This window comes from Cupriavidus sp. FW305-27 (assembly GCF_058787995.1).
The window spans coordinates 1-8,272 of the sequence record NZ_JBYTAG010000121.1 but is presented as its reverse complement, the minus strand read 5'-3'; the positions used below and the strand labels follow the sequence as shown (position 1 = coordinate 8,272).

Genomic DNA, 8,272 nt, shown 5'->3' with positions numbered 1-8,272 from the left:
GATCGGCGTAGGGGGCGCCCAGCGCCAGCGCCTCGGGCGTGGGGGCAGGGGGCGCATGCTGATCGCGGCGGCGGCGGGCCGCTCCGGAAGCAGAAAGGGGGCGAGGGGCGCGCGGCATGTCCTTTTCTCCAAGGTCGGGGACCTATTCTCGCAGGACAGGCGCCCGGGCGCCAGCTAGCATCGGTGCTCAGTTCCTTCCAGGCCGGCGCCCCCCGCTGGCCGCTTTCCGTCTGTCGAGAGCCGCCAATGAGCACAACCATCGACTCCGCGCCTGCTGGCGCGACACCCTCCGCGACATCCCCCCAGGCCGAACGCACCGGTTTCCGCGTGCTGTCGGCGATCAGCTTCGCCCACTTCCTCAACGACATGATCCAGTCGTTGATCCTGGCGATCTATCCGATGCTCAAGGGGGGCTTCAACCTGAGCTTCACCCAGATCGGCCTGCTGACCATGACCTACCAGGTCACGGCATCGCTGCTGCAGCCGGTGGTGGGCCTGTACACCGACAAGCATCCCAAGCCGCATTCGCTGGCCATCGCCATGGCGTTCACGCTGGCGGGCTTGCTGCTGCTGTCGGTGGCGCCGAGCTACGGCGTGCTGCTGGTGGCCGCGGCGCTGGTCGGTACCGGCTCATCGATCTTCCATCCGGAATCATCGCGCGTGGCGCGCATGGCCTCGGGCGGCCAGCACGGGCTGGCGCAGTCGATCTTCCAGGTGGGCGGCAACGGCGGCAGCGCCATGGGGCCGCTGCTGGCCGCGCTGATCGTGCACCAGCAGGCCAGCCTGGCGTGGTTCTCGCTGGCGGCGCTGGTGGGCATCGTGGTGCTGTGGCGCATCGGCGGCTGGTATGCGCGCCAGCTGGCGCAGGGCGCGCGCAAGCACAAGGCCGCCGGCGCGGTGGCCAGCCCGGTTCCCATGCGCCTGGTGGTGCGGGCCATGGTGGTGCTGATGGTGCTGGTGTTCTCCAAGTACTTCTACATGGCCAGCCTGACCTCCTACTACACCTTCTACCTGATGGAGCGCTTCGGGCTGGCGCGCCAGGACGCGCAGCTGCACCTGTTCATGTTCCTGGCCGCGGTGGCGGCGGGCACCATCCTGGGCGGCCCGATCGGCGACCGCATCGGCCGCAAGCGCGTGATCTGGGCGTCGATCCTGGGCGTGGCGCCGTTCACGCTGGCGCTGCCGCACGTGGGCCTGTTCTGGACCACGGTGCTGACCTTCATCATCGGCTTTATCCTGGCCTCGGCGTTCTCGGCGATCCTGGTGTTCGCGCAGGAGCTGATTCCCGGCAAGGTCGGCATGGTGTCGGGCCTGTTCTTCGGCTTTGCCTTCGGCATGGGCGGCATCGGCGCCGCGGTGCTGGGCGGCATGGCCGATACGCATGGCATCCGCGCGGTGTACGAGTACTGTGCCTACCTGCCGCTGCTGGGCCTGCTGACGATCTTCCTGCCCGACCTGCGCGAGCGTCAGCGGGCCTGACACTCAGGCCGGTTCATTGCCTTCGCCGCCACCGCCCGGTGGCGGCTCGAACATGCGCAGCCAGCGGCGCAGCAGCGCAGCCAGCTGCGCGCGTTCCGTCGCGGTCAGGTCCGCCAGCAGGCGGTGCTCGTTGGCCACGTGCAATTCCAGCGCGCGGTCGACGCGCTCGCGTCCGGTTTCGGTCAGTTCCACCAGCAACCCGCGGCGGTCTTCCGGATTGGGCTGGCGCCGCACCAGCCCGGCCCGTTCCAGGTGGTCGAGCCGGTTGGTCATGGTGCCCGAAGTGATCATCAGCGAGCCGATCAGCGCGCCCGGCGACAGCGCATACGGCGGCCCCGCGCGCCGCAGCGTCGCCAGCACATCGAATTCCCACGGCTGCAGGCCGGTTTCCCCAAGCGCGGCTTCAATGGCCCGGCTGGTATGGCGGTTGAGCCGGCCCAGCCGGCCGATCACGCCCATCGGCGAGGCATCCAGGTCCGGGCGCTCTCGCGCCCATTGGGCGAGAATGCCATCGACGTGGTCAGGCGTGTCTTCGGGTTTGCGGCGGGCAGTCATCAGCAGGGCGGGCGTGGGAATACGCGATGGGCGGAATACCGAAGTATCTTGACATCAACCAATCGGCTTCGTAAAGTCTATTTATCTTGACATCAAGAATATCGACATGAAGGCGAGTGGATCTTCCTCCCTGGCCGCGACCGGCGGCGTGACCCTCAGGGACATCCTGCTGACCGGGCTGGCCCCGGCCATCTGGGGCAGCACCTACCTGGTCACCAGCCAGTGGCTGCCGCCGGGGCAGCCGCTGCTCTCAGGCGTGATCCGGGCGCTGCCGGCCGGGCTGGCGATGCTTGCCTTCGGCCGGCAACTGCCGCGCGGCAGCTGGTGGTGGCGCGCGGCGGTGCTGGGCGTGCTCAATATCGGCTTCTTCCAGGCCATGCTGTTTATCGCCGCGTACCGGTTGCCGGGCGGGGTGGCGGCCACGGTCGGCGCGATCCAGCCGCTGATCGTGGTGGTGCTGGCGTGGGCCTGGCTGGGCGCACGCCCGCGGCCGGCCGCCTGGCTGGCGGGCGTGGGCGGGCTGCTGGGCGTGGCGCTGCTGGTACTGGGCCCGGCCGCCCGGCTCGATGCCATCGGCGTGGCGGCGGCAGCGGCCGGGGCGGTATCGATGGCGGTGGGCACGGTACTGACGCGGCACTGGCGCCCGCCGGTCTCGCCGCTGGTGCTGACGGCATGGCAGTTGTGCGCGGGCGGGCTGTTCCTGCTGCCGTTCGCACTGGTGCTGGAACCGCTGCCCGGGCATTTCACGCTGGCCAACTGGCTTGGCTATGCGTGGCTGAGCATTGTCGGGGCCGGCTTCAGCTATGCGCTGTGGTTCCGCGGTGTCGGGCGCATGCCGTCGTCCGCGGTGGCGGCGCTGGGGCTGCTCAGCCCGGTCAGCGCCACCGTGCTCGGCTTTCTGGTGCTGGGCCAGGCATTGACGGCGATGCAGGCTGCCGGCGCGCTGCTGGTGCTGGGCAGCGTGTGGCTGGGCCAGCGCGCGGCGGCGCCGGCCGCGGTGACGCGCACGCAGCTGGCCTGATCCGAGATTGCGTGAGCGGCTGCTGCCGGGCGGCGTTTTGCGGCATCATGGCGGGCATGAAGTCTGCCGTGCCTCCGTCCCCGCCATCCATCCACCCCGCGTCGGCACCGTCTGCCACGCCTGCCTGCGAGCGCTGCCTGGCGCTCGCCGCCGACCCGCGCCGGCGCGAGCCGCCGTCCTGCCTGGCGCTGCGCGGCACGGTGCCGCTGGTGAGCCAGAGCGCCGCCGGCGTGCCGTTCAGCATGCTTTCCTTTGCCTGCCGCGACTGCGGCACGGTATGGCGCCTGTATGACCGGGCCAACGAACTCTTTGTCTCGTGGGTGCCGGAACGCCCGCTGGTGCGCTGAGCGCGCACGCCCCGATCGGCTAAGATAGCGGCTGCTCCGCGCCAGACCGGCGAACCGCTGCCGCGCCCGGCGCCCGCCCGGCGCCCTCCTGTCGAAATCTCTCCCGCATTTCCATCATGGCCTTCCCCTTCCGCTCATCCCTGCTGGCCGCCCTGTGCGTGACCAGCGGTGCTGCCGCACTGCCTGCCGCCGCTGCCGACGCCTATCCCAGCCGTCCGATCCGCCTGATCGTCGCCTACCCGACCGGCGGCATCAGCGACACCGTGGCGCGCGCGCTCGGCGAGCGGCTGTCGGCGCAGATGGGCACCTCGGTGGTGGTCGAGAACAAGGCCGGCGCGGGCGGCAGCATCGGCATCGATGCGGTCGCCAAGGCTGCGCCGGACGGCTATACGCTGGGCTTCGCCGCCACCAGCCCGCTGACGCTCAACCCGCATGTCGGCCGCGTCAACTACGACCCGCAGAAGGACGTGGCGCCGGTGATGAGCGTGATGTACTCGCCGGTGCTGGTGGTGGCCACCGCCGGCTTCAGCGGCAAGGGCTTTGCCGACGTGGTCGGCCAGGCCAGCGCCAAACCGGGCTCGGTGCGCTGGGCAACGTCGGGCCTGGGAACGGTTGGCCACGTAGTGCTGGAACAGATCAAGCAGAAGTCGAAGGCCGACATCACGCTGATCCCGTATAAGGGCGCGGGCCAACAGATGAATGACGCGCTCGGCGGCCAGTTCGAGGTGATGAGCACCAACGCCAGCCCGGTGCTGACCCAGCATATGCAGGCCGGCCGCCTGCGCGCGCTGGCGGTGGGTGCGCCCAGGCGCCTGGAGAGCCTGCCCTCGGTGCCGACGCTGGCCGAGCTGGGCTACCCCAAGGCCAACCTGACCTCGACCTTCGGCATCTTCGCGCCGGGCAAGACGCCCGCGGCCATCATCAACCGCCTGAACGCCGAACTGAACAAGGCGCTGGCCGAGCCGGAAGTCCATGAGCGCCTGCTCAAGGGCGGCGAAGTGCCGACCGGCGGTACGCCGGCGCAGTTTGCCAAGGCTATTCGCGAAGAGTCCGCGGAGAACGCCCGCATCGTCAGGGACGCGGGCATCAAGGCCGATTGAGGCTAGGCCGCATCGAGGCGGCTGCCCAGCCCGTACACCGACGACAGCCGCACGCCGTTGTGCGGCCACAGCGCCAGCTTGGTGCGCACGCGCGACAGGTGGCTGTCCACCGTGCGCGAGGCCGGGTCCATGTGGTAGCGCCAGACCTGGTCGACCATGGCCTGGCGCAGCACCAGCGAGCCCAGGTTGCGGAACAGCAGCACCGCCAGGTCGAATTCCTTGGGGGCCAGCAGCACCGGCTTACCCTGGACCCACACGCGCCGCTCCGCGGTGGCAAAGCGGAACACGCCGTGCTCCAGGTCGCATTCATCGACCGCCGGCCTGGCGCGGCGCAACAGCGCCAGCACGCGCGCGGCCAGCTCGGCCGTGCGCAGCGGCTTGGGCACATAGCTGTCGGCGCCTTGCGCAAAGCAGGCCGCGACGAAGGCTTCTTCGTTGGAGGTGCCGGTCAGCATCACCGGCATCTCGTTGCCGAGCGTGCGGCGCACCCATGCCAGCACTTCCAGGGCCGGGATCCCCGGCGTATCGCAGTCGAGCATCAGCAGATCGAACGAACGGCCGCGCAGCGCGCCGATCATAGTGCGTCCGCTGAGATAGCGCGTGCACTGGTGCCCGTTCAGGCGCAGGGTCTGTTCGATGCTGACGGCGAGGGTCGGGTCCGCCTGCAGCGCGGCGATGTTCACGAGAGTGGCTCCTGCGCGGGCGCATCGGAATGCGCCGATGGATGGACAGAGCTTGGCACTGCGGGCCCGCTCGGCACGCAGCGAAGCCCATGGTAGGAGCGGCCTGCTGAGGCGAGAAGTAAAAGATTGTTGAAAATCGAGATTGAGGTCTTTCCTATTCGTGCCGAAGGCAACGCGGTCTTAAATGTCCCGCTAGTGTTCTGTTCCGTCGGAGACAACACATGGGAAAGAAAATGGCATCGCGCATTGCATCGCTTGAAGACGCGCCCGCGGATGCGGCGCTGATCCGGCAGGTCATTACCGGCGCGGGACATGACTGCGTGACTTTCGCCGAAAGCCGGCGCCTGCTGCTGGCACTGCGCGACGCGGGCTTCGACCTGCTGCTGCTGGACTGGCAGATGCCGGACCTGTCCGGGCGCGAGGTACTGGCCTGGGTGCGTACCCACCTCGACCGCCGCATCCCGGTGATGTTCCTGACCTGCCGCGAGGCCGAGCTCGACATCGTCAACGCCCTGGCGGCCGGCGCTGACGACTACATGGTCAAGCCGGTGCGCCCGGCCGAGCTGGCCGCGCGCATCGACTGCCTGCTGCGGCGCGCGTATCCCGCGCAGCTGGCGCCGCTCGCGCCGTTGCGGCTGGGCGAGTACGCTTTTGACTGCGCCCTGCGCAAGGTCACCTGCAACGGCGATCCGGTCAGCCTGACGCCCAAAGAGTTCGACCTGGCGGTGCTGCTGTTCCGCAACGAGGGGCGCATCGTCACGCGCGACCACATCACCGCCGCGGTCTGGGGCCGCGAGATCTCGCCGCTGTCGCGCACCATCGATACCCATGTCTCGCGCGTGCGCAGCAAGCTTGGGCTGCAGGCAGGGCACGGCTTGCGGCTGACGCCGGTCTACACGCATGGCTACCGGCTGGAGCGTACCGATCGCCCGGAGCGCACCGAACGGGCCGCCGCATGAGAGCGTCCCGGCTGCACCAGGCGGGGCTGGCCGTGGCACCGTGGTTCGGCGGCCGGCCGGTCGCGCAGCGGCGCGCTGATGTGCGCAACCCCGCCGCCGTGCACGACATGCTGCTGCACGTGCTTGGCCACGACCTGCGCGCACCCAATGCCTCGCTGCTGGCCTGGCTGGAACTGCGCCGCACGCGGGCCCAGGCCGACGCCGCGCTGCTGGCGCAGGTCGGCAGCCATGCGCGCCGTTCGCTGCGCCAGATCGACGACCTGAACCGGCTGCTGCGCGAAACGCGCCACGCCTATCGCATGCGCCGTATCGCCATGGAATCGCTGCTGGATGAAGCGCTGGACCGCGTCTGGACCCTGGCCAGCGAGGCCGGCGTACGGCTTGAACGGCCGGCCGGCCGCCTGCCGCGCCTTGGCGGGGACCAGGCCATGCTGGCGCAAACGCTGGAATGGCTGCTGACCAGCGCCATTGATGCCGCGGCGCGGGAGACTGCGCTGCGGATCACGTGCCGTGGCCATGCCGGCGGCCTGGCGCTGTGGCTGGCGTTCGATTCCGCCGACGACGAAAGCGCCGCGCGGCTGGCGCAGCCCGGGCCGGCGCTGCTGTGCGCACAGCGCGTGGTGGCGCGGCATGGCGGCGTGCTGGTGCCGCTGCAGCCGATGGGCGAAGCCACCTCGCAGGCCGGCTGGTACCTGTGGCTGCGGCGCCGGCCGCGCCCATGAAAAAAGGCACCCGAAGGTGCCTTTTGCCAGGAACTGCTGATCGGGTGTCGATCAGAAGATGTGGCGGATACCCAGTGCAGCGCCAGTCTGGTTGTTGCGGCCCGGCATTTCGGTGGTGGTGCCGCCCGAAACCTTGTTGAAGTCAACCGTGCCGTAGACCTGGGTGCGCTTGGACAGCGAGTACTCGGCCAGCAGCACGCCGGTGTAGCGGCGGCCGTTGTTGTCGTTCACGCCGTTCTTGTTCTCGACGTAGTCGCCGTAGAACACGCCGGTCAGCGCCAGGGCCGGGGTGGCCTGGTAGGTCAGGCCGATGTAGCCGAGGGTGTCCTTGCGCGGGTTGCTGGCAGCGCCGGCGGTGACCACGGCCGGAGCAGGCGCGGCAGCCGAGTTGTTCAGGAAGCCGTTGTCGATCACGCCGGTGCGGTCCTTGCCGCCGACGTAGCCCACGAACAGCTTGGCCGGACCAAAGGCGTACTTACCGGCAGCGCCCCACATTTGCTGCTTGTTGCCGTTGATGTCGCGGATTTCCTGGTACACGCCGCCGATGCCGAACGGACCGAACGAGTAAGCGGCACGGGTGCCCCAGTACTGGTTCTTGGTCATGCTGCCCGGCTGCTCGCCGAAGCCGTAGCTGGCGCCCACGTCCAGGCCGCCGAACTTGCCGCCGTAGCTGACCACGTTGTCGCTGCGGAACTGGGTCAGGAAGAACGGCCAGGCGTTGTTGGTGTAGTTGCCGATGGTCAGCGGATCGTAGTCGCCGAAGAAGTTAAAGCCTTCGGTGTACTGGCGGCCCAGCTTGATCGTGCCGAAGTCGCCCGACAGGCCAACGTAAGCCTGACGACCGAACAGGCGGCCGTTCGGGTTGGTGGCGCTGGCCTGGTTGGAACGGCCGGTGTCCGGATCGAAGCCGCCTTCCAGCTGGAAGATTGCCTTCAGGTTATTGCCGAGGGCTTCGCTGCCCTTCAGGCCCCAGCGGCTGTTGGTGACGGCGCCGTTGGTCAGTTCCCACAGGTTGTCGTTGTTGGCGTTGGAGTTCGTCTGGAAGCGGATGCTCTGGTCAACGATACCGTACAGGGTAACGGACGATTGTGCGAACGCCGAACCTGCCAACAGGCTGCCGGCTGCGAGGACGATGGCCGATTTCTTCATGGTGCTCCTTTTCTGTCTTGTACTGTTCTCTCCGCCGGATCACGGCGGGGACGATGTCTACGTTTCGTTGTAGACGCCGCGAAAATTTAACAAAACGTAAGCTACAAGGACACAAAACTCCGCCAAGCTGCCCTTTCAAGCAGGATTTTGGTGCAAATCCGTTGTCTCGCCGCTACAGAATTCCGAATTGGGGCGTTCTGGCAGCGCTGGCAGCTGGCCTGCACACTGGGCTGGTGGGGAATCGCGGCGGGGAGGAC

Annotated in this window: 9 protein-coding genes; 6 read left to right on the top strand and 3 right to left on the bottom strand. The window is 68.7% G+C overall.

Annotated features, from left to right (window positions below):
- Window positions 1-246 precede the first annotated feature (246 nt).
- Window positions 247-1,479, top strand: coding sequence for an MFS transporter (locus tag AC3WRI_RS32520; protein WP_011614337.1), 1,233 nt, complete (start codon window positions 247-249; stop codon window positions 1,477-1,479).
- A gap of 3 nt (window positions 1,480-1,482) precedes the next feature.
- Here AC3WRI_RS32520 and AC3WRI_RS32515 read toward each other — a convergent pair whose 3' ends face one another.
- Entirely contained in the window at window positions 1,483-2,034 is a 552-nt protein-coding gene (locus tag AC3WRI_RS32515; RefSeq protein WP_037025273.1) for a MarR family winged helix-turn-helix transcriptional regulator, read from the bottom strand.
- A gap of 106 nt (window positions 2,035-2,140) precedes the next feature.
- Between AC3WRI_RS32515 and AC3WRI_RS32510 the strand changes: the two genes are divergently transcribed.
- The 3 genes from AC3WRI_RS32510 (at window position 2,141) to AC3WRI_RS32500 (ending at window position 4,502) form a co-directional block, all read left to right on the top strand.
- Window positions 2,141-3,055: an EamA family transporter gene (locus AC3WRI_RS32510; protein WP_010811444.1), complete on the top strand. Its 915-nt coding sequence runs from the start codon at window positions 2,141-2,143 to the stop codon at window positions 3,053-3,055.
- Between the two features lie 47 nt (window positions 3,056-3,102).
- Window positions 3,103-3,402, top strand: a complete 300-nt coding sequence (locus AC3WRI_RS32505) for a hypothetical protein (protein WP_011614338.1) — start codon at window positions 3,103-3,105, stop codon at window positions 3,400-3,402.
- A gap of 116 nt (window positions 3,403-3,518) precedes the next feature.
- Window positions 3,519-4,502: a Bug family tripartite tricarboxylate transporter substrate binding protein gene (locus AC3WRI_RS32500; RefSeq protein WP_010811446.1), complete on the top strand. Its 984-nt coding sequence runs from the start codon at window positions 3,519-3,521 to the stop codon at window positions 4,500-4,502.
- Window positions 4,503-4,504: 2 nt separating this feature from the next.
- Here AC3WRI_RS32500 and AC3WRI_RS32495 read toward each other — a convergent pair whose 3' ends face one another.
- Window positions 4,505-5,185 (bottom strand): response regulator transcription factor, encoded by a 681-nt coding sequence (locus tag AC3WRI_RS32495; RefSeq protein ID WP_011614340.1) that lies wholly within the window; start codon window positions 5,183-5,185, stop codon window positions 4,505-4,507.
- A gap of 221 nt (window positions 5,186-5,406) precedes the next feature.
- Between AC3WRI_RS32495 and AC3WRI_RS32490 the strand changes: the two genes are divergently transcribed.
- Together AC3WRI_RS32490 and AC3WRI_RS32485 are read left to right on the top strand one after the other, a co-directional pair.
- Window positions 5,407-6,144 (top strand): response regulator transcription factor, encoded by a 738-nt coding sequence (locus tag AC3WRI_RS32490; protein WP_010811448.1) that lies wholly within the window; start codon window positions 5,407-5,409, stop codon window positions 6,142-6,144.
- Window positions 6,141-6,866, top strand: coding sequence for a histidine kinase (locus AC3WRI_RS32485; RefSeq protein ID WP_010811449.1), 726 nt, complete (start codon window positions 6,141-6,143; stop codon window positions 6,864-6,866). The genes AC3WRI_RS32490 and AC3WRI_RS32485 overlap by 4 nt, the downstream gene beginning before the upstream one ends.
- A 51-nt stretch (window positions 6,867-6,917) precedes the next feature.
- Here AC3WRI_RS32485 and AC3WRI_RS32480 read toward each other — a convergent pair whose 3' ends face one another.
- Window positions 6,918-8,015, bottom strand: a complete 1,098-nt coding sequence (locus AC3WRI_RS32480) for a porin (RefSeq protein WP_010811450.1) — start codon at window positions 8,013-8,015, stop codon at window positions 6,918-6,920.
- Window positions 8,016-8,272 lie beyond the last annotated feature (257 nt).